16 protein-coding genes and 1 pseudogene are annotated in these 19602 nt (G+C 72.4%); 3 read left to right on the forward strand and 14 right to left on the reverse strand.

Annotated elements, in window-relative coordinates:
* Window positions 1-736 precede the first annotated feature (736 nt).
* The 14 genes and pseudogenes from IPJ95_02630 to IPJ95_02695 form a co-directional block, all read right to left on the reverse strand.
* Window positions 737-1967: pseudogene (locus IPJ95_02630) on the reverse strand (IS256 family transposase).
* Window positions 1968-2022: 55 nt separating this feature from the next.
* The gene (locus IPJ95_02635) at window positions 2023-4179 is read right to left on the reverse strand and encodes a TonB-dependent receptor (GenBank protein MBK7922510.1); all 2157 of its coding nucleotides are present in this window, start codon (window positions 4177-4179) and stop codon (window positions 2023-2025) included.
* Window positions 4180-4247: 68 nt separating this feature from the next.
* Window positions 4248-4823: a hypothetical protein gene (locus IPJ95_02640; GenBank protein ID MBK7922511.1), complete on the reverse strand. Its 576-nt coding sequence runs from the start codon at window positions 4821-4823 to the stop codon at window positions 4248-4250.
* The gene (locus IPJ95_02645; protein MBK7922512.1) at window positions 4820-5320 is read right to left on the reverse strand and encodes a sigma-70 family RNA polymerase sigma factor; all 501 of its coding nucleotides are present in this window, start codon (window positions 5318-5320) and stop codon (window positions 4820-4822) included. Before IPJ95_02645 ends, IPJ95_02640 begins: the two co-directional genes overlap by 4 nt.
* 150 nt (window positions 5321-5470) lie before the next feature.
* The gene (locus IPJ95_02650; GenBank protein ID MBK7922513.1) at window positions 5471-6115 is read right to left on the reverse strand and encodes a hypothetical protein; all 645 of its coding nucleotides are present in this window, start codon (window positions 6113-6115) and stop codon (window positions 5471-5473) included.
* Between the two features lie 27 nt (window positions 6116-6142).
* Window positions 6143-9268, reverse strand: a complete 3126-nt coding sequence (locus tag IPJ95_02655; GenBank protein MBK7922514.1) for a serine/threonine protein kinase — start codon at window positions 9266-9268, stop codon at window positions 6143-6145.
* Window positions 9269-9423: 155 nt separating this feature from the next.
* Window positions 9424-10605 (reverse strand): acyl-CoA dehydrogenase family protein, encoded by a 1182-nt coding sequence (locus IPJ95_02660; protein MBK7922515.1) that lies wholly within the window; start codon window positions 10603-10605, stop codon window positions 9424-9426.
* A 112-nt stretch (window positions 10606-10717) separates the two neighbouring features.
* A complete protein-coding gene (locus IPJ95_02665) occupies window positions 10718-11449 on the reverse strand; it encodes a SprT-like domain-containing protein (protein MBK7922516.1) in 732 nt (243 codons plus the stop codon).
* A complete protein-coding gene (locus IPJ95_02670) occupies window positions 11427-12272 on the reverse strand; it encodes a metallophosphoesterase (GenBank protein MBK7922517.1) in 846 nt (281 codons plus the stop codon). The genes IPJ95_02665 and IPJ95_02670 overlap by 23 nt, the downstream gene beginning before the upstream one ends.
* A complete protein-coding gene (locus IPJ95_02675; GenBank protein ID MBK7922518.1) occupies window positions 12269-13684 on the reverse strand; it encodes a hypothetical protein in 1416 nt (471 codons plus the stop codon). The genes IPJ95_02670 and IPJ95_02675 overlap by 4 nt, the downstream gene beginning before the upstream one ends.
* A gap of 22 nt (window positions 13685-13706) precedes the next feature.
* Window positions 13707-13946, reverse strand: coding sequence for a hypothetical protein (locus IPJ95_02680; GenBank protein ID MBK7922519.1), 240 nt, complete (start codon window positions 13944-13946; stop codon window positions 13707-13709).
* A 28-nt stretch (window positions 13947-13974) separates the two neighbouring features.
* Window positions 13975-14991 carry an isocitrate/isopropylmalate dehydrogenase family protein gene (locus IPJ95_02685; protein MBK7922520.1) on the reverse strand — a complete coding sequence of 339 codons (1017 nt, stop codon included), beginning with the start codon at window positions 14989-14991 and terminating at the stop codon, window positions 13975-13977.
* Window positions 14988-15653, reverse strand: a complete 666-nt coding sequence (locus IPJ95_02690) for a hypothetical protein (GenBank protein ID MBK7922521.1) — start codon at window positions 15651-15653, stop codon at window positions 14988-14990. The genes IPJ95_02685 and IPJ95_02690 overlap by 4 nt, the downstream gene beginning before the upstream one ends.
* Window positions 15654-15743: 90 nt before the next feature.
* Window positions 15744-16604, reverse strand: coding sequence for an SDR family oxidoreductase (locus tag IPJ95_02695; GenBank protein ID MBK7922522.1), 861 nt, complete (start codon window positions 16602-16604; stop codon window positions 15744-15746).
* A gap of 104 nt (window positions 16605-16708) precedes the next feature.
* Here IPJ95_02695 and IPJ95_02700 point away from each other — a divergent pair, with 104 nt between their 5' ends.
* From IPJ95_02700 to IPJ95_02710, 3 genes are read left to right on the forward strand one after another with little or no spacing between them, the layout of a single operon-like run.
* The gene (locus tag IPJ95_02700; GenBank protein MBK7922523.1) at window positions 16709-18742 is read left to right on the forward strand and encodes a carbon starvation protein A; all 2034 of its coding nucleotides are present in this window, start codon (window positions 16709-16711) and stop codon (window positions 18740-18742) included.
* Window positions 18732-18995 (forward strand): YbdD/YjiX family protein, encoded by a 264-nt coding sequence (locus tag IPJ95_02705; GenBank protein ID MBK7922524.1) that lies wholly within the window; start codon window positions 18732-18734, stop codon window positions 18993-18995. Before IPJ95_02700 ends, IPJ95_02705 begins: the two co-directional genes overlap by 11 nt.
* A gap of 21 nt (window positions 18996-19016) precedes the next feature.
* Complete coding sequence (locus tag IPJ95_02710; GenBank protein MBK7922525.1) at window positions 19017-19568, forward strand: DUF502 domain-containing protein; 552 nt, start codon at window positions 19017-19019, stop codon at window positions 19566-19568.
* Window positions 19569-19602: the final 34 nt, after the last annotated feature.

Raw genomic sequence — 19602 nt, forward strand, 5'->3', positions numbered from 1 at the left:
AGGGAATCGGGAAGAGGGAAAAGGGAAGAGGGAAAAGGGAAAAGGGAGGGAGGCGGTGACTGGCGGCAACGCCGCAGGGTCGGGCAGCAATGGTCCGGGATCGGCCGGCAACGCCGCAGGGTCGGACGGCAGTGCGCCGGGATCGGCCGGCAACGCCGCAGGGTCGGGCGGCAATGCTCCGGGATCGGCCGGCAACGCCGCAGGGTCGGGCGGCAATGCTCCCGGGTCCGCCGGACGTGAGTTCAAGTCGGGCGGCAATGGTCCCGGGTCCGCCGGACGTGCGTACAAGTCGGGCGGCAATGGTCCCGGGTCCGCCGGACGTGCGTACAAGTCGGGCGGCAATGGTCCCGGGTCCGCCGGACGTGGGTACAAGTCGGGCGGCAATGGTCCCGGGTCCGCCGGACGTGAGTACAAGTCGGGCGGCACTGGTCCCGGGTCCGCCGGACGTGAGTACAAGTCGGGCGGCAGTGGTCCCGGATCCGCCGGACGTGAGTACACGTCCGCCGGCAATGCGAACAGGTCCGCTGGCAGCGAGTACAAGTCCGCCGGCGATGACTGCAACCCGGCCGACAACGGGGTCGGGCCGGACAGGCGGGAGACCGGGCGTCCTGGACGCCACACGGGGCAGGAAGCCGTGGCTCCCTGCCCCGCGTGGAACTGGCCCGCCCGATGGAGGTCAGGACATCGGGACGTGCCTCAGTCGGGGAGTGTCAGTTTCTCTGTGTATGAGCCTGGTTCACTGCCATGCCGGGACCCGGTCCCCGAAGAGGAGCCGGATGTGCCGCAGCGCCTCCACCCAGTGCTGCGGCGTGCCGAGCTTCGCCTGCGCGTTCCGCAGCGCCAGGTACAGCAGTTTGCTCGCCGCCTCCGCGGAGGGGAAGTGCCCCCGCACCTTGAGGCTCTTCCGCAGCGTCCGGTGCAGGCTCTCGATCGCGTTGGTCGAGTAGAGCAGCCGCCGGACCGGCACCGGGTACGCCAGCGCCGGGGCCAGCCGCTCCCAGTGCCGCTGCCACAGCGCCGTGATCTCCGAATGTGCTTGGCCCAGGGGACTCGCGGCCCAGTCGGCGAGGGCCTGCTGCGCGGCCGCCTCGCCTGGCGCCTGGTAGATCCCCGCAGGGCGCTCGCCACCGCCTTCCGCTCCCGCCAGTTCACCTGCGCCAGGCTCTGCCGCACCAGGTGCACCACGCACTGGTGCACCACCGTCTGGGGAAAGACCGCGTGGATGGCGTCCGGAAAGCCGGGCAGCCCATCCACCAGCGCGATCAGGATGTCCTGCACCCCGCGCCCCTGCAGGTCGCTCAGCACCCGCTGCCAGAAGGCCGCCCCTCCGCCGCCGCGAGCCAGAAACCCAGCACCTCCTTCTCGCCGCTCGGCCGGATGCCCAGCGCCAGGTAGATCACCTGCTGCTGCACCAGCCCCTCGGTCCGGATCTTCACGCGGAGCCCGTCGAGCACGACGGCGATGTACACCGGCTCCAGCGGCCGCTGCTGCCACGCCGCCGCCTCGGCCAGCACCGCGTCGGTCACCGCCGTGATCACCGCCGGCGACACCTCCACCTGGTAGCACTCCTCCAGGTGCGCCTGCAGCTCCCGCACCGTCAGGCCCCGGGCGTAGAGCGACAGGACCTTCTGGTCGAAGCCCGGCAGCCGGCGCACCCCCTTGGGCACGAAGGCCGGCGTGAAGCTCCCCTCCCGGTCCCGCGGGATCGCCAGCGGCAGCGCCCCCTCGTCGGTCAGCACCGTCTTGGGCGTGGTCCCGTTCCGGGCATTGCCGTCGGGCCCGCGGCCGGCCCCCGGGGCGTACCCCAGGTGCTCAGTCAGCTCCGCCTGCAGCACCCGCTCGACCATCCGCTGTTTCAGCCGCCGGAACACCGCCTCGAGCTGCTCCGGCGTCTGCACCTGGGCCAGCAGGGTCTCCAGGGCCGCAGCCTCCTGCGGGTCCGCGGCCGGGCGCTTCTTCCGTGCCATATCCCCTCCTCCCTCCCTAGGATATGGCTCATACACAAACTTTCAAACACTCCCCTCAGTCGTCGCCGCCCCCGAAGCTGCGCCGGACTACGAGGCGGACGACGCGGCGGAACCCCGGAGTCAGGAAGCGTTCCAGCACGTCCCCCGCCCCCTGGTTCACGTTGAAGGTGCCGAAGGTCGCGTACTTGTTCTGGAAGATGTTGTTCCCCACTGCCACGACTTCCCAGCCCTTGCCGCGCCAGCCGAGCCGGGCGTCGGCCACGAAGTAGCCGTCGAGCTTGGGCTCCTCGTTGGCCTCGTCGCCGCGCATCCACTGGGTGCCGGTGTAGCGGCCGTCGGCGCCGACGAAGAACCCGCGGGGCAGCTGGAACGCGCCGCCGAACTTCACCTGGTGATTGGGCACCAGCGGCAGCTCGTCACCGGCCACCACCTCGTTCTCGCCGCCGAAGTCCTCGCGGATGCTGAAGATCTCGGCCTCGCTCTGGAAGGTGGCCTTGGTGTAGCCGTAGTTGGCGTACAGCGTGTGGCCGCCATTCAGGAAGAACTGGGCCGAGAGCTCCACGCCCTGGCGCCGGGTCTTGTCGATATTGTCGAAGTAGCCCTCGATAGTGGAGCCGCTGGGCGAGGAGTCGGACGCGAAGAGGAACACGTCATCCTTCACGTCGGTGTGGTAGGCCGCGGCGCTGAACACCGCCTGCCCGACCACCAGACGGCCCCCGACCTCGACGGTCGTGGCGCGCACCGGCTTGATGGGCGGGTCGTCCCCCAGGGCGAACGGCAGCGGGCACGGCTCGGCCTCGTCGGCACAGGCCAGCTCGATGACGGCCGGGGCACGGAACGCCGCACCGAACGAGCCGTACAGGGAGAACCCGCGGCCGGCATCCACGCTGACGCCCGCCTTGGGGCTCAGCCGGCTGTAGGAACTGGTGGTGTCGCGGGCGGGATCGAGCTGGTTCTCGAAGGGGATCCGTACGTAGTCGTAGCGGCCGCCGACCGAGAAGGTGGCGCGGCCCACGGTGAGGTCGGCCAGCAGGTAGCCCGCGAGGTCCCAGGTGGGGCTCTTCACGAAGGTGGTCTGCACCGTGGGTCCGCTGAACTTGGTGGAGTCGGCGAACAGCTCCACCTCGGTGCGGCTGGACGAGCCCTCGGCGCCCACGCGCACGCCGAGCCGGTCGGTGGCCTGCCAGCGGTAGTCCGCCGAGCCGCCGAGCATCAGGTTGCGCGACTTGCCGAGGTTGTCGGGATCGTCTTCCTGGTTGACGTTGAACCGCTCGGCCCGGTGCCGCCGCACGAACGTGGTCGCGGAGAACTGGCCCCGCTCCGACCGGCGGTAGCCGCTCACCGCGAGCTGCAGGTTGTTGAGGTCCTCGAAGTCCCCGGAGCTCAGGTTGGAATCCGGGCGGGTCTTGAAGACGCTCTGCGGCAGGGACCCGGCCGTCTCCGCGCGGGACTTGGCCGCAGTGCCCTGGAGGCGGATGCCCCAGGTCTCGGTGAGGCGGCCCAGGTTGAAGAGGCCGTTGTACTGCTCCGCGCCGGTGAGCTGGCGCCAGCCATCCTCGCGGTCGTAGCCACCGCCGGCGTAGTAGCTCCACTTGCCGCCGCCGAACCCGCCGGCGATCGAGCCATCGGCGCCGAAGGTCTTGTAGTTGCCGCCGGAGACCTCGAGCTCGCCGCGGGTGGGGCCGCCGCCGGAGTTGGTCACCAGGTTGATGGCGCCCCCGAGCGAGTTGCGGCCCAGCAGCGAGGCGGTGCCGGAGAGCAGCTCCACCCGGGTCACGTGCTCCATCGGGAGCAGGTCGAAGTTCACCTGGGCGGCGTCGGGCTCGTTCTGCCGTACCCCGTCGAGGAAGATGGAGATGCCCTGCGGCAGGCCGACGATCGGCGAGGCGTAGAAGCCCCGGGAGCTGAGCGAGAGCTTGTAGCTCGCGCCGAGATCGTCATAGCTCGAGATGCCGGCCTGGTTCACCAGCAGGTCGGTGAGCAGCCGGGGCTCGCTGGCCTCGATCTGGTCGCGGGTGATGATCGTGGTGCGGGCCGGCACCCCGGACCCGACCTTGGGGCCGGTCGGGGCCAGGATCGAGCCGACGACCTCGATCGGCTTGAGCACGACCGCGGCGGTGGTGTCACGCCGGGTGGTGTCGGGCTGCTGGGCCGCGAGCGGCAGGGCGAGAGCCACGGCCAGCGTGGCGCTGGTCAGACGGAGCAGGGGCATGGGACCGGGGTGAGGGAAACGGGAAATGGAAGCGAGCGCGCCGGAGCGGCGATGGAGGATCGGTCGCGCTAGCGCAACTCCCCGAGAGCATCACGCTCGTAGATCGCGGCCATGCTGATCCGGTCGGGGGGGAGGCCCATGACCACGAGGGCATCGTCGCTGGGCCCGCCGCCGTCGTAGTCCAGGCAGCAGAATTCGGTGGTGATGATGCCCGGCAGGAGCGGCGCGGTGACCACCGGCCGCCCGGTGCGGTCAAAGCGGATGGCATCGCCGGGCGTGAAGGTGCGGCTGCCATCGCGGTCCTCGTAGATGGCCAGCCGCCGTACCTCGGTGCCGCGCCGGGCGACCACCATCAGGCCGTCATCGGCGTCACCCCCGCCGTCGAGGTCCTGGCAGCAGTGGTCGACGGCGTAGGCCCGGAGCGGCTGGAGGGCCGCCAGCCAGAAGATGAAGAGTCCGAGCCCCACCATCGCCACCGCGGCGGCGATGCCGATCCAGCGCCGCACGTGCGGCGTGCCGCGCCCCGGCCGCTCGCCCTGGCGCCATCGGCCGGCGATCTCGGGGCCGAGCGAGGCACGGGGCTCGAACCGGACCCCCCGGAGCAGCCGGTCGAGGTCGCGGAGATCCTCCGGCGGCTGGCTCATGGCTCGCCCCCCTCGACATCGAGCAGCCCCCGCAGGCGGGCCAGGGCCCGCCACAGCCGGGTGCGCACCGCCGCCTCCTTGATGCCGAGCACCTCGGCCACGGCAGCGCTGTCGAGCCCGCTGCCGTAGCGCAGGCCGATGATCTCGCGGTCGCGGTCGGGGAGTCCAGCCATCGCGCCGAGCAGCTGGGCCACCTGCTCCTCCCAGAGCAGACGCTCCTCCGGGGAGGGGGCCGAGCAGGCCAGATCGCGCATGGTGGCGATGGAGACGTGGCGACGCACCCGGGCCCGGCGGAGGTGATCGCGGAGGGTGTTCTGGGCGATCCGGAAGATCCAGGTCCGGGGCTCGCCCAGCGCGGGGTCGTAGCGGTCGGCGGCCTGGAAGACCTTGAGGAAGGTCTCCGAGGTCACGTCCTCCGCGGCGTCGGCGCTGGGGAGGTGGAACCGGAGGTAGCTGTAGACGGCCCGGCCATAGGCCTCGTACCACGCCTGGGCCATGGGCCCTCCGCCTCGGGGGCGGGGGCACGGACGGACGGCCTGGTCTCGGGGAGCGGGGGGATCACGAAGAGATAATACGCCGCAGGCCGGAAAACGTCACACCGGGGCCGAGTCGGCGGGGGGTGGTGGTCCACCTCCCGCCTCGCGGGGCTAGCGGGTCGGCGGCTCCGGCTTGCAGCACAGATCGGTCGCGCAGGTGACCCAGGGCAGGGTGCCGGTCCGAAGGACCGTGCCGAGGGCCCCCATGCCGACCTTCTCGCCCAGCACGCCCGGGAGCTGCCACTGGGACACCGACTGCCGCCAGGGGCGGGTCGGGGGATGCCCGATGGTCCGGACGTCGAGGACATCAAACTTGCCGGTGGGCACATCCGGGATGAAGGCGGAGAAGAATGCGCCATCCTTCCGGTAGACGAACCAGAAGGTGGTGGACCGCGGCTGGATGCCGAGCCGGGCGAGCGCCGAATCGCCGTTGTTGACCAGGCGCGCCACCACCACGCCCTTGTCGAAGGACTCCTTGGGGGTGCGGTAGGCCCCCTCCAGCGGCTCGAGGGTCAGGTCGGCGATGCCGTCGATGATGGCGCGGTGGGAGCTGCCGGGATTCACGTCGTAGCGCCCGGCGCGGCCGGCCTCGATCACGCGATTGCGGTTGAGGCCGCCGTCGGGCTCGAGCCCCACCGGGACGGGCGGCTCGGGGAGGGTCTCAGCCGGGGGTGGCGTGCGCTCGAGGCGGCAGCCGCCGGCGAGGAGGGCGGCCAGCAGCAGCAGTCCGTGCGTCCGGGGGATGAGGCGCGACACCGGGTCTCCTGTGGTTGTCCTGCAGGTTCATGACGGCCGGGCGCGAAGGGCCCGCATCTCGGCGAGCACCGGCGCCAGCCCGGGGTCGGCCCGGCCCCAGAGGGCCAGGACATCGCCGGCGCGCCGGCGGGCCATCGGCCGGTCGCCCTGGGCGTCGGCCAGGCGGGCCCGCAGGGCCAGCAGGCGCACCAGGGAGCCGGCGGCCACGGTGCGTTCGGTCAGGTCGATCCCGGCCCCGCCGAGCCCGTCGAGGTATCCGTCGAGCCGTGCCACCGCCGCGGTGGTATCTCCCATGCCCAGCTCCGCGAGCGCCTCGGCAATGGCCCCCTCGACGGCCACCCGCCCGAAGGGGCGGTCGCGGCGCTGCTCGGCGACGCGGGCCATCATGGCGCGGGCCTCCGCGGGCCGGTGGCTCCGCACGGCCTCGTGCAGCAGCACCAGGTAGTCCACGCTCTTCCGGGTGCGCGGGGTCGGGCGGGAGCGATCGTCCGGAAAGAGCAGCACCCGGGTGCGATCGAGGAGGGCGGCATCCGCCGCCTCGCGGCGCGCCCCGGCAAGGTAGCCGGAGAGTTGCCGGAGAGCGACCTGAAGGAGGGCGTCCAGCGAGTCGGCCGGGGCGCCCACCGCGGCAAAGGCCTCGAGCGCCAGCGCGGTCTCGCGCAGCGGCAGGGGCACCGGGAGCACCGCCCCCTCGGGGCTCCAGATCACCTCGTCCGGCGCGGCGCGGCGCGCCAGCGCCGCGGCGAGGCTGGCACGGCCGGTCAGCGCGGCGGCGGCGGCGAGGTAGGGAGCCTCCTCGGTGGTGGGATCGGGCGTGGCGGTGAGCAGGGAGTCGGCCAGGGCGGCGGCCTCGGTGAAGCGCTCCCGCTTGACCAGCAGCCGGAGCGCCGTGCTGGCCAGGCGCACCCGGTCGCCGTGATCGGTGGCACGCCGGGCGGCGTCGCGGATGCGCAGCACCGCGGAATCACCGGCCCCGCCGGTGGCGCCGAACTCCCCCGAGAGCTCGAGGGCGAGCGCGCTGGCCTCGAGCGCGGGGACGCTGCCGGGGAAGGCGCGGACCCACTCGCCGGTGAGCTGGGTGAGGCGACGGCGGTTGCGGACGATGGCGTCGACCGCGGCGCCGCCACGGGCCGCCGTGGCGCCGCTGCCGATCTGGTCCTGCGGCCACGGCACGAAGGCCAGGGTGTCGCCCGACAGCACCGGGAAGGCCGCGAACTCGGACGCGGCGGGATCGGCGCGGGAGCCGCGCCGGTAGATGTTGGTCTCGGCGTAGTAGACGCGCGTCAGGCGGGCGAACGCGGCGCCCCGGAAGGCCTGGTGCGCCGAGGGCACGAGGAGCATCGCGTGGTGATAGTCGTTGATCGCCGCCTGGTAGCTGGAGCGGAAGCGCCAGCCGGAGGGACTCGCCGCATCGGCCAGGACGATCGGGTCGCGGGAGCGGCACTCCGCCCGCCCGTACCAGCCCCGATAGTCGAGGGAGTCACGGCGGATCATCGCCTCGTAGCGATCGCAGGCCTCGGGGTAGTGCTGCTCGGCCAGGGCGGCGAGCGCCAGGGCCCACTCACGCTCCGGCGGCGGGAGGGCCGGCCGCGCGCCGAGGCCGGCGAGCGCGTGGTCTCTCCAGGTGTCGGGGGAGCGCCCCAGCCAGTTCTGGGTCTGCGCCAGCCAGAGGTGCGCGAGGCCGTACCCCGGGTCGCGGTCCAGCGCCTCGGTGAAGCCGGTGGCCGCCGCCGGCAGGTCCCACCGCGCGAGCGCCGCGTGGGCGGAATCGTAGGCCTGCCAGGCCGCGATGAGCCGGGTGCCGAGCACGCCACCGGCGGCGGCGGCGGCCTGAGGCCGGGGCAGCAGCAGCGAGTCGGCCAGCTCGGTGAAGCGGGCCTCGAGATCCTCGAGCGAGGCGGACACCGTGACCGTCCGCTCGCGGAGCACGCGCGCGCCCCGGCCGGTCTCGTACAGCACGCCGCGGATGCGGACGGAGTCGCGGAAGGGCCAGACCTCGCCGGAGAGCAGCCGGCCGGCCCGGGCCTCGCGGGCCAGCCGCAGCAACTCGTCGAGTTCCGCGGGCGCGGGCAGCCGGGCGATCCGGTCGTCGAACCAGCGGGAATCCACCACCGAGACGTCGTCCCAGCGGGTCAGCGCCTCGCGCAGCAGGCGGGCGCACTGCTCCCCGGTGAGCAGCAGCGGCGCGGCCCCCTCGTGGTGGACGAACGGCGCCACGGCCAGGTGCCCGGGATCGGTGGCGCCCGCCCCCAGCCCGCGCCGCGTGGCGGCGGTGACGAACGCGGCGTACACCACCGCCGCGATGGCGGCCGCGGGGAGCAGCCAGCGCCACGGGATCGCGGCGCGCCGGACCGGCAGGGGCTCGGCGGGCGTGGCGGCGGCGGCCTCCCCCTGCTGCACCCGCGCGATGGCCTCGGCGAACTGATGCGCGGTGGCGTAGCGGTCCGCGGGATTCTTGGAGAGGGCGCGCCCCACCAGCCGCCGGAGCTCCGGGGGCACGGTGGCGCGGCGGGTCTCGACCGGCGCCGGCTCGGCCTCGAGGTGCTGGACCACCAGGTCCTCGGGCGTGGTGCCGCGGAAGGGCGGCTCGCCGGTGAGCATCTCGTACAGCACGCAGCCGAGGCTGTAGAGGTCGCTGCGATGGTCCACCGCGCGGGAGCCGCCGCTGGCCTGCTCCGGGCTCATGTAGGCCGGCGTCCCGACCCGTTCCTCCAGGAGGTCCTTCCGCTTCCAGCCGCCGGCGCTGATGGCGCGGGCGATGCCGAAGTCGGCGACCACCGCCTGGCCGGCGAGGAAGAGGATGTTGTCGGGCTTGATGTCGCGGTGGATGACGTCGTGACTGTGCGCGTACGCGAGGGCGGAGGCCACCTGGCCCGCGATGGCCAGGGCATCGGCGATCGGCAGGGCCCCCTCCCGTTCCAGCCGCTGCCGGAGGCTCTCCCCCGGCACGAAGGGCATCACGTAGTAGAGGAAGCCGTCGATCTGCCCCGAATCGTGCAGCGGGAGGATGTTGGGGTGGGCCAGCCGCGCCACCACCTTGATCTCCTGAAGAAACCGGTCGGCGCCGTCGCCGGCGTCGGACTCCAGCCGGAACGCCTTGAGCGCCACCTGACGGAAGTGCTGCTCATCCCGGGCCAGGTAGACGGTGGCCATGCCCCCGCGGCCAAGCTCGCGCTCGACGGCGTAACGCCCCGCGATGAGGAGCGGGAGGGGGATGGGTTCGTCGGTCAGGGGGTCCGTCCGGGGCCAGGGCCTGCGTCCAAGCTAGGGCGGGGTGCCGAAACCGGCCACACCCGCCGTCACATTCACTAGAACGCAGCGAGGCCGGTCACCGTCTCACCGAGGATGAGGGAGTGCATATCGTGCGTGCCCTCATAGGTATAGACCGACTCCAGGTTGGCCAGGTGGCGCATGGAGTGATATTCGGCCAGGATGCCGTTGGCGCCCAGCAGGCGGCGGGCCTCCCGGGCGCACTCGCAGGCCATGTCCACGTTGTTCCGCTTGGCGAGGGACACCTGCTGGGGGGTCATGGTGCCCCGGTCCTTGAGCCGGCCCAGCTGGAGCGCCAGCAGCTGCGCCGTGGTGATCCCGGTGAGCATGTCGGCCAGCCGCACCTGCTGGATCTGGGTCTGCGCGATCGGCCGCCCGAACATCACCCGCTGCCGGGCATAGGAGAGGGCCTCGTCGTAGCAGGCCATCGCCGCGCCGATGGCGCCCCACGCGATGCCGTAGCGGGCCTGGGTGAGGCACATGAGCGGGCTCTTGAGCCCGCCCGAGCCGGGCAGCAGCGCCTCCCTCGGGAGGTGCACGTCCTCCAGCACCAGCTCGCTGGTGTCGGAGGCGCGGAGCGAGAGCTTGCCCTTCTGGTCACGGGCGGAGAAGCCCCGGGTGTCGGTGGGGACGAGGAACCCGCGCACCGACTTCGCGTCGGCGAGGTCGCCGGTCTTGGCCCACACCACCGCCACGGTGGCCTGCGAGCCGTTGGTGATCCACATCTTGGCGCCGTTGAGCACCCAACCATCGGCGGTCTGGCGCGCGGTCGTGATCATCCCCGCCGGGTTGGAGCCGAAGTCGGGCTCGGTCAGCCCGAAGCAGCCGATGGCGGTGCCGGCGGCCAGCGCGGGGAGCCAGCGCCGCTTCTGCTCCTCGGAGCCGAAGGCGTAGATGGGGTACATCACCAGCGCCCCCTGCACCGACGCGAACGACCGGATCCCGCTGTCGCCCCGCTCCAGCTCCTGCATGATCAGGCCGTACGCCACGCTGTTGAGCCCGGCGCAGCCGTAGGCCTCGGGGAGGTTGGCGCCCAGCATGCCGAGCTCCGCCATCCCGGGGATGAGCTCCTTCGGGAAGCGCCCCTCGACGTAGCAGTCGCCGATAATGGGCATCAGCCGGTCGTCCACCCACTGCCGCACGGTGTCCCGGACGGCGCGCTCCTCCTCCGTCAGGAGGCCGCTGATGTCGTAGAAGTCGACGCCGGAGAAGTTGGGCATAGGCCTGGGGCGGGAAACGGGAAACGGGAAACGGGAAACGGGAAACGGGTTGCGCCCCGAATGTAACCTCAGCGCCGCTTCCCGCTTCCCTCTTCCCGCTTCCCGGCGGTTCTCAGTCCGTCCGCACCGCCCGGGGCTGGATCCCGACCTCGCGGGCCTTGCGGCGGAACTCGGCCCCGTGGTCCACCGGGCGGCCGGTCTCGGCCTGCCACTGGTGCACCAGCTCGTGCAGCACGGTGTCGCGCACCTCGGGCCACGGGTCATGCAGCACGTGGCGCCGGTTGAGGCCGATATGCACCGCCCGGCCGCTGGTCCGCTCCAGCCGCAGCTCCCCGAGCCGGCGCCGCATGCGCGAGGAGAGCCGGATCGGCAGCGGGGGCAGCGCCCCGTCGAAGTGCTCGGTGTTGAGCTCCGCCACCAGCGCGGTGATCCGCGCGAGGACCGGGCGGTCGGCGGCGCGGACGCGGGGTGGGCGCGCCGGCCGCACGGGGACGTGCGACTCCACCGGGAAGGCCAGGAAGAGCCGCCGCGCCGCGAGGCGCGCCGCCCGCCGCACGCCGGGCGCCAGAAAGGTCACGATGGCGCGAAGCACGTCGTCCGGGGCGCTGGCGTAGCCCTCGTGGATGCGGAGCCGGCGGCCCGGCAGCCAGGAGAGCATGAGCTGCTGGTTCTGGTGCACCTCGAAGCGAGGCACCGGCGGGAGCCCAAGTGCCGTGAGGCGGGCATGCAGGGTGTCGGCGGGGGTGGCGGGGACCGGCGGCCGCGGCGGGACGGCTCGGGGCCCCGGCAGGCGGCGGGCCGGCGCCGGGAGCGCGGCCGGCTCAGCCCACAGCGCCAGCTGCACGGCGATAGCGGGAGAAGAGCGAGACGTCGCCGCGGCGGAAGGTGTGCGCCTCGCGGGCGTAGACGTAGTGCTCGATGGCCACCTGGTCCGGCGTGACACGGATCAGGTTGAAGGCCGATGGCCGCCCGCCGCGGGTCCGGACGGAGTGGGTCCCGGCGGTGCTCACCACCAGGCGGCCGTCGAGCTGCCCCGCCCCCTCGGTGTGGTCGTGGCCGCAGAGCACCAGGTCGGCGTCGAGGGTGAGCAGCGCGCGCTGCGCGGCGTGGGGCCGCGCCAGGCCCCAGCGGCGCGAGACCACCCCGGGCAGCACGTTGTGGTGCAGCACCGCCACCCGGACCTTGTGCGGCGCCACCTGCGCCAGCCGGGCGCGGACCCGCGCCACCTCCGCCGCGGGGAGGTGCCCCTTCACGGTGGTGTCGTTGGGGTTGTAGGTGAGGGAGCCCCAGGAGAAGCCGTTGGCGGAGAGCAGGCCGGCCACCACCACCTGGTCGAGCTCGAGCACCGGGGTGAGGTCCTCGCCGAAGTACCGCCGCCACTTGCCGTACTTGACCCGCTGGCCCAGCACGCCGAGGGGGCTGCGCCACCATTGCACGTCGTGGTTGCCGGGGATGAGGTGCCAGGGCGCGGCGCGGCCGAGGACGTCGAGGTAGCGGCGGGCACCCTGGAACTCGCCGTGGCGCGCCCGCTGCGCCACGTCGCCGGAGACCACGATGACCGTGGGCTGCAGACTGGGAAGGAAGGCCTCGAGGTCCGCCAGCTGGACCATGTCGCAGCGGACCCCGAAGTGGATATCCGAGAGGTGCGCGATGACGACGTCGGTCACCAGACGACCCGGACCCGGTAGGTGAGGGTGGCCTTGCCCCGGGCGGGCACCGGCACCCGGAAGCGGGTGCGGGTGGAAGACAGCTTCTCGCCCTTGATGCTGCTGGCCAGGATGGTCCACTCGCCCCCGCGCTCCTCGAGCACGTCCACGGTGACGGGGGCGTCGCCGGCGTTCTCGATGGTGGTGCGGTAGTCGGCGGTGGCGGTGTAGCGCCAGCCGCCGCCCTGGGGGATGCTGTCGCGCCGGGTGTTGTAGGTGGTCTGCACCCGCTTGGCGGTGAGGTCGAAGGCGGTGCCGGCGTTGAGCCGCAGGTCCTCGCCGGCGGGGCTGTGATCGATCATGGCCTCGCCGATCAGCTGCAGCCGGGCGGCGCTATCGGGCTCGAAGAGACGCACCAGGCCGGCGGGGAGCGGCCGGTCGCCGAGGTCGGTCTTGCGGGCGCGCTGCACGGTGTAGTAGACGGAGATCGGCGTTTCCTCTTCCTCGCCGTACTGGGCCAGGCCGCCCCAGTACGGAATCCGGCCGCGCAGCTCGAAGCTGCGGACCACCTTGGCCTCCGCCGGCTCGAACAACCCGATGGTGCGGACGATGCCCGGCTCGAGGGCCCAGGTCCCGGGAAGGGTGTAGAGGTGGAATTCCCCCACCTTCTGCTCCGAGGGGCCCATCTTGTCCATCGCGGGGGCGCTGCGGGCCACCATCACGGCCTCCTCGCGCATCCGCCGCTCGGCCGGGGCGGCCACGCTCACCTGCCCTGCCAGCAGCTGGATCTCCGCCTCCGGGAAGCGCAGCGGCCCGGGGTCGACCACCGCCTGCCCCATGACGCGAGCGGTGCCGCCGGGGCCGAGGATGACCTGGTAGCTGGTGCTCCAGCCGGCGCCGTTGGTGAAGTAGGCCAGCGGGAGGCCGCGCCGGGCGCGGGCGGCATGCACCAGCAGCTCGTAGCGGGGATCCACCGTGACGAGGTCGGCGGGATACTGCGGGATGCCGGGGGCGGCGAAGGTGACGGTGCCGTCGGCCAGCTTGTAGCGCTCGGGGTTGACGCCCAGCACGGTGGCACCGACGGTGTCCTTGCCGATCCGGAAGGTGAGGCGGCGGCCGATGGCGCGGCGCAGCACGTCGCCCTCGTTCACGCCGCCGTCGTAGGCGCCGCTCAGGACGGTGATCTCGGGGTCGGTGGAGAAGATGGACCCGGGCTCGGCGGCGCCGGTGACGGCGAGCTGGCGCGACTGGCCCTTGAGGATCTCGACCGGGACGGTCCAGCGCACCAGGGCACGGCCATCGTTGTAGAGGGTGAGGCTGGTCGGCGCCTGGGCCGCGAGCCGGGAGCTGGCCATGAGGGTCACCGCGATCAGGGTGGCGGCGGCGGCGGGCAGGCGCTGGGCGGCCGAGCCGTCGCGCGGGCGGGAGATCATCGTGCACTCCAGAGTTGGGTAGTCACCTGGGCAGCAGTTCCAGGGCAACCCGGTGCACGACCTTCCGCACCAGGAGGTAGGTCACCAGCACGGCGATGATCCCGTAGATCCTGGCCTGGGGGAACGGGGGCATGCGGTAGGCGACATACCATCCGACGAACAGGGTTGCCGGCAGGGAGATGCGACTGGCCAGGCGGTTTGCACGGCGGGCCCGCTCGGCCCGGCACTCCCGGCACAGCTCGCCCCACCCCAGGCCGGCCACCCGCGCGCCGCACCGGGCGCAGGGGACCTCAGCCCACCCGCTTGGCGACCGCATCCCCGAACTCCCGGGTGGAGGCGCTGCCACCCAGGTCGCGGGTGCGGATGTTGTCCTCGACGATGGTCTTCTCGATGGCGGCGCGCATCCGGTTGGCGCGGTCCACCTCGCCCAGGTGGTCCAGCATCATGGCGGCGGCGAGCATCTGGGCGGCGGGGTTGGCAATCCCCTTCCCGGCGATGTCCGGGGCGCTGCCGTGCACCGCCTCGAAGATCGAGGCGTGGGTGCCGATGTTGGCGCCGGGCGCCAGGCCCAGGCCGCCGACCAGCCCGGAGACCTCGTCGCTCAGGATGTCGCCGAACATGTTGGTGGTGACCATGACGTCGAACTGCTCCGGCTTCATCACCAGCTGCATGGCGCAGTTGTCCACGATCATGTCGTTGGACTGCACCCGGCCCTCGTACTCCTTGGCGATCCGCTTGCCCACCTCGAGGAACAGCCCGCTCACCATCTTGAGGATGTTCGCCTTGTGGACGATCGTGACCTTGCGGCGGTCGTGGCGCAGGGCGTACTCGAAGGCGTAGCGGATGATCCGCTCGCAGCCGGCGCGGGTGACGATCGCCGTGGACTCGCCCACCGCGCGGGGGTCGCCGCCGATGGCGATGAAGTGCTCCACCCCGACGTAGAGCCCCTCGAGGTTCTCCCGCACCAGGACGATATCCACGTCGCTGAACCGCCCGCCGGGAATGAACGAGCGGGCGGGGCGCAGGTTGGCGAACAGCTCGAATTCCTTGCGGAGCTGGACGTTGACGGACCGGAAGCCGGTGCCCACCGGGGTGGTGAGCGGTCCCTTGAGCGCCAGCTTGCGGTGCCGGATGCTCTCGATGGTGGAATCGGGCAGCGGGGTGCCGGTGGCGTCCACGGCGGCCACGCCGGCCAGCTGCTCGTCCCAGTCAAAGGTGAGGCCGGTGGCCTCGAGCACCTTCACGGTCTCCGCCGTGATCTCGGGGCCGATGCCGTCGCCGGGGATGAGCGTCACGTTGAATGTCATCGGATATCCAGGCCAGCGGGAAGCACGAGTTGCATGGCGCGCGTGAGGGCCTCGGCGGGCGTGGCCCCGGTGCCCCAGGTGACCGTGCGCCAGACCACCTTCCCCGTCCGGGCATCGGCCAGCACCATCGAGACCTCCGCCCGCATGGTGCCGGTGGACTCGGGGAGGAACTGGATCGCGGCGGGCACCAGCGCAAACCGGCCGCCCAGCAGCGCCATCAGGGTGCGGAGCTGGCCGCGCAGCGGGTCGGGGACGTCCTCCAGCTGGCGCGCCCGGAGCAGGGACTGCCCCATGCGGTCGGGGTCGGGGGCCACGGCGGGCGCCCGGTGGGCCACCCGGCGCAGCTCGGCCGGCAGCACCCACTTCACCTCGGGACCGCGGGCCAGCAGCTCGGCGCCGACCAGCGAATCGGCCCACGCGAGCGCGGTGGCCCGGTCGCCGAGCGGCGGCACCCGGCCCAGGGTGTCCCCGGCCAGCACCATGGTCTGGGGCAGCACGGCGATGGACTGACCGGCGAAGATCGCGGCCGCGAAGGGCCGCACCGGCTCCGTCGGATGCTGGGACGCAGGCGACGGCGCGGCGGGCGCGGGCGTCCCCCCGCAGGCGAGGGTCAGCAGCGCGAGGGCGACGAGCGGGGAGAACCGGAACGGACGGCTTGGCACGGGGGGAATTGTAAACCGGCGATGGGGATCGGGGAACGGGCGGGAAGGCGGTCAGGCGGTCAGGCGGAAGGGGGGTAGGGCGGTAGGGCGCTACTCGAGGGAGAGGCCCCCGTCCACCACCAATGTCTGGCCGGTGATGTGGCGCGCCTCGTCCGAGCAGAGGAAGGCGATGACGTGGGCCACGTCCTCGGGCTCGGCCACCCGGCCGAGGACGCTGTGCTTCTGGGCCCGCTCGATGACCTCGCGGGGGAGCATGGACATGCGCTCGGTGCGGATGAAGCCGGGGGCCACGGCATTGACGTTGATGTTGGCCGGGCCGAGCTCCACCGCGGCGGCCCGGGTCAGGCCCTCGAGCGCGGCCTTGCTGGCGGCGTAGTTGGCCACTCCGAAGCCGGGACGCCCGGCCTGGTGGGCGGAGACGCTCACGATCTTGCCGTAGTGCTGCTTGCGGAAGATGGGCGAGACGGTGCGGATGCAGTTGAAGGCACCGGTCACGTTGGTGTCGAGGACCTCGTGCCACGCCTCGTCGGTCATGCGCCAGAGGGCGCCGTCCATCGCGATCCCGGCGTTATTGACCAGGAAGTGCACCGTGCCGAAGCGGTGCACCGTGTCGGCCAGGAAGCGCTCCACCGAGCCGCGGTCGCGGACGTCGCAGCGGGCGGCGTACACCTCGGCGCCCATCGCGGTGCAGGCGGTCTCGGTGAGCAGCGCCTGCTCGGTGACGTCGCGGCCGGGGAGCTCCACATAGCAGAAGGCCACCTTGCAGCGCTGCCGCGCGAATTCCATGGCAATGCAGCGGCCCAGGCCGGTGGCCCCGCCGGTGACCACGGCGACCTTTCCCGCGAAGCCGGGGGTGACGGCCACGGGCAGGGGCTGCTCCAGCGTGGTGCCGGTGTGCTCCTGTTCGGGCTCCCAGGCCCCGCTGCCGTAGCTCTCGTAGGCGGAGAACATAGAGCGCTCAAGCTACGGGACCCGGGGGAGCGGCGGAAGAGGGACCCACGCGCCGGGCCGGCCGCGCCCTGTCCTCCCGCGTGGGGCGCCCTAGATTGAGCCGCATGATCCCCCTCCTGTGGTCCCTCGTGGCCCTGGCCGGCGCCGCCGGCTGGGCGATGCTCGCCCTCGGCCGCGGCGAGACCGTCAGCGCGGCCTGGCTGATCCTCGCGGCGGTCGGCACCTACCTCATCGCCTACCGCTTCTACAGCCGGTTCCTCGCCACCCGCGTCTTCGGGCTCGACAACCGGCGCGCCACCCCGGCGGAGCGGCTGGGGAACGGCCGCGACTTCGTGCCCACCAGCCGCTGGGTGCTCTTCGGGCACCACTTCGCCGCGATTTCCGGGGCCGGCCCGCTGATCGGCCCGGTGCTGGCGGCCCAGTTCGGCTACCTGCCGGGGACGCTGTGGATCGTCTTCGGGGTGGTGCTGGCGGGGGCGGTGCAGGACTTCACCATCCTCGTGGGCTCCATGCGGCGGGACGGCAAGTCGCTCGGGCAGATGGCCAAGGAGGAGATCGGGGCGTTCACCGGCCTGGCGGCGATGGTGGCCATCCTCGCCATCATGATCATCCTGCTCGCGGTGCTGGCGCTGGTGGTGGTCAACGCCCTGCGCGACAGCCCCTGGGGGCTGTTCACGATCGCGTGCACCATCCCCATCGCGGTGCTGATGGGCTTCTGGATGAAGGCGTGGCGGCCGGGCCGCACCCTCGAGGCCTCGGGGGCGGGGGTGGTGCTGCTGCTGCTCGCGCTGGTGGGCGGGCAGCAGGTGGCGGCCTCGCCCACGCTGGCGCCGCTGTTCACCTGGGCCCCGGTGACGCTGGCGCTGGCGCTGGTGGCCTACGGCTTCGTGGCGAGCGTGCTGCCGGTGTGGATGCTGCTGGCGCCGCGGGACTACCTCTCGACCTTCATGAAGATCGGGACGATCGCGCTGCTCGCGGTGACCATCCTGGTCGAACTGCCCGACCTCAAGCTCCCGGCGCTCACCCGGTTCATCGACGGCACCGGGCCGGTGTTCGCCGGGAAGCTGTTCCCGTTCGCGTTCATCACCATCGCCTGCGGGGCGATCAGCGGCTTCCACGCCCTGGTGGCCTCGGGCACCACGCCCAAGATGCTGCGCCGCGAGGAAGACGCGCGGCTGATCGGCTACGGCGGGATGCTGATGGAGTCGTTCGTGGCGGTGATGGCGATGTGCGCCGCGGCGGTGCTCGACCCCGGGGTGTACTTCGCCATCAACGTGCCGCTGGCCAAGCTGGGCGGGAACGCGGTGGCGGCGGCGGAGACGATCCGCGGCTGGGGCTTCGCGGTGACGCCGGAGCAGATGGACGCCCTGGCCCGCCAGGTGGGCGAGGCCTCGCTGCTGGGCCGTACCGGCGGCGCGCCGAGCCTGGCGGTGGGGATGGCCACGCTCTTCAGCGGCGCGTTCGGCGAGCACCTGCTGGCGCTGTGGTACCACTTCGCGATCATGTTCGAGGCGCTGTTCATCCTCACCACCATCGACGCCGGCACCCGGGTGGGCCGCTTCATGCTGCAGGAGCTGGCGGGCCACGTCTGGGCGCCCCTCGGCCGCACCTCCTGGTACCCGAGCATCGTGCTCTCCTCGCTGCTGGTGGTGCTCGGCTGGGGCTGGTTCCTGGTGCAGGGCGTGCTCGACCCGCTGGGCGGGATCAACAGCCTGTGGCCCCTCTTCGGCATCAGCAACCAGCTGCTGGCCTCGGTGGCGCTGTGCGTGGGGACCACGCTGATCATCAAGGCCGGCCGCGCCCGCTACGCCTGGGCCACCCTGCTGCCGCTGGCCTGGCTGCTGGTGGTGACCCTCACGGCCAGCTGGCAGAAGGTCTTCTCGCCGGAGCGCCGCATCGGGTTCCTCACCGACGCCGCCGCGCTCAAGGCGGAGATCGCCGCCGGCACCCTCGACCCGGTGCGCGGGGGGCGGCTCATCTTCAACGACCAGCTCAACGCGGTGATGGCGTCGGTCTTCGTGGTGATCGTGCTGGCGGTGGTGCTGTCGTCGCTGCGCGAGTGGCTCCGGATCCTGCGGGGCGGCACGCCGGTGACGAGCGCGGAGACCCCGTTCGTGGAGTCGGCGTATGTCTCGTAGCTCGGCGGCGCGATGGCCCAGCGGCCCGGCCGATGGGTGGGCCCAGGCCCCCTCGGGGCTGTGGGTGCAGCTGCGGGAGAAGGCCATCGCCTGCGTCTCCACCTTCCGGCAGGTGGCCGGGATGCCCGACTACCAGGGCTACCTCCGCCACCTGCGCCTGACGCACCCCGACTGGCCGCTCCCCACCGAGCGGGAGTTCTATACCCTGTACGTGACGGCCCGCTACGGCGACGGCCCCACCCGCTGCTGCTGACCCTTCCCCCGGAACCCTTCGATGAAACGCCTGGTCGGGTACTTCCTCAACGGCCTCATTTTCACCGCCCCCGCGGCGCTCACGCTGTACGTGTTGTGGGCGATCTTCACCACGGTGGACGGCTGGCTCCGCATCCCCGTCCCGGGGCTGGGGTTCCTCGCCACCCTCACGCTGATCACCCTGGTGGGGTTCCTGGCCTCGAACTTCCTGGCCCGCCGGCTGCTCGAATGGATGGACGAGATGCTGGAGCGGCTCCCCGGCATCCGGCTGCTCTACACCGGCATCAAGGACGTGACCGGCGCCTTCGTGGGCGAGAAGAAGCGCTTCTCCCAGCCGGTGGTGGTGACCATCGACCCGGTGGCCGGCTCCAAGGCGATCGGCTTCCTCACCCAGGACTCGCTCGATGAACTGGGCATGGCCGACCACGTGACGGTGTACCTGCCCTTCTCCTACAGCTTCGCGGGGCAGCTGCTGCTCTTCCCGAGCGAACGGGTGACGCCGCTGGCCGCGCCCAGCGCCAAGGTGATGGCGTTCGTGGTGTCGGGGGGGGTGGCGGAGGTGAGCCGGGAGTAGGGCGAACAACGGGAAACGGGAAGCGGGAAGCGGG

This window comes from Gemmatimonadota bacterium, assembly GCA_016713785.1.
In the GTDB taxonomy this organism is placed as follows: domain Bacteria; phylum Gemmatimonadota; class Gemmatimonadetes; order Gemmatimonadales; family GWC2-71-9; genus JADJOM01.